Origin of the sequence: Limosilactobacillus coleohominis (genome assembly GCF_016901675.1) — a bacterium.
GTDB lineage: Bacteria > Bacillota > Bacilli > Lactobacillales > Lactobacillaceae > Limosilactobacillus > Limosilactobacillus intestinavium.
Window position 1 is genome coordinate 1 of sequence record NZ_JACJKU010000135.1, and the last position, 1,607, is coordinate 1,607.

The 1,607-nt window shown below is 35.3% G+C and carries 2 protein-coding genes; both read left to right on the top strand.

Annotated features, from left to right (window positions below):
* The first annotated feature begins 194 nt into the window (after positions 1 to 194).
* Positions 195 to 620: a hypothetical protein gene (locus tag H5975_RS07995; RefSeq protein WP_204785596.1), complete on the top strand. Its 426-nt coding sequence runs from the start codon at positions 195 to 197 to the stop codon at positions 618 to 620.
* 326 nt (positions 621 to 946) lie between these two features.
* The gene (locus H5975_RS08000; RefSeq protein ID WP_204785597.1) at positions 947 to 1,414 is read left to right on the top strand and encodes a hypothetical protein; all 468 of its coding nucleotides are present in this window, start codon (positions 947 to 949) and stop codon (positions 1,412 to 1,414) included.
* Positions 1,415 to 1,607 lie beyond the last annotated feature (193 nt).

Genomic DNA, 1,607 nt, shown 5'->3' on the forward strand with positions numbered 1-1,607 from the left:
CGATTTCATTGTAACAGAGGTTTACCTCTGTTTTTTTGTTTAAAACACAAAAATGGCATTGGTATAGAGATGAAAAATCTCTAACCAACACCATTTGGTGTAGAACCCAAAATTCTTGCGGTTGATAATCACATGAAAAAGTCTTTATAATATGGAAGTATGTTTCAATAATGGTTAAGGAGTTATCAAAATCTATGAAGAAAATAGTAACAATTTTTGCGGCATTATTTGCTACAGTTTCATTAGCAGCGTGCGGCAATAATTCGGCAAAACAAAGTGAACAAGCAGCTTCGAGTTCACAAGTCAGTCACCAGTCACAACCTAATTCTTCATCACGTGTCTCATCCCAAAGTCAATCACAGACCACTGCTACTCACCAAAGCAGTTCATCTTCACAAGCAAGTGCCATGTCAACATCTCAGGTGATTGCGAGAGTTGCTCAATTAAAAAATGTTAACTTGAATGGTGGAGATAAAATTTATGTCACCCCAACGGCTACACCAAATGTTTTTAAGATTTATATTAAAGGGGCCAATCAGGACCCCCAAGTTGACAGTATTATTGATCACTACATTTATAATGGCAACACTGATACCATCTCTCAAGCAGCGGATCGGTAAGTAAGATCTAATTAGGATTGAAACTTGTGTGTCGGACAATAATTATCACAAATGAATAGGCATAGTATAGAAATGGGACCCAACGTTTGGCAAAACAAATGTTGGGTCCTTATTTTGGTTATTTTTTATTGAATATGAAGGCAAAGCGATAAAAATAACAATTCACTTATTTGAAGAGTTACATATCCTAAATATAATAATATATAAAAAATAATTAATAATATTAAACTTTAATTAACTGAATATTATTTGTAATATTAATTATGTATAATTCAGATATAAATATCGATTTACAAATTTTAATGCCAAAATAAAGGAGGCTAGATATGAGAAAAAGACAACGGAAACGACCGATTTATCGTCGCCCATGGGTGTGGATTACAATCCTTGCGCTATTAGTTGGAGGAAGCTGGTGGGGTATAGATCAGCGGACTTCAACAGAGACACAGGATGATGCTGTTGTCAAAACGACCAAGGAATCTTCAAATAAGAAGAAAAGAGCACCTAAGAAATCGTCACGAAAGAAACAAAGCCAAATTGGAACCAGTAGTGAAGTATCACCTCAGAGGAGCACAAATTCATCACTGAATAATGGGACACCAAATTCTGGTGTAGATACACAGAAAGAGCCCAGTGGTGGTAATCAAAACAGTAGTAGTTTGAAGGAACCATGGATTGATCCCGATAATTACGAACCAAATTCAATAATTGGTGACCGCTCTACAATGTACTGCTACTTGCCAGGACAATCGCCATATCCACCAATCGCTCCCGAAAATATTGTTATACTGTGATATTACTATTTAATGTCTGTAAACTACTGAAATTACGCTGATCTTATCAGAACTTTAGTTATGCAATTTGAACATGAATTAATAATGGCAGATTGTAAAATTTAAGTTGAACATTTTAGTGGACAGAAAAACCCATAAAGGTCTTTAATGGTGTCGTCACAACATTCCATTAGAAAGAAGGACCTTTATGGGC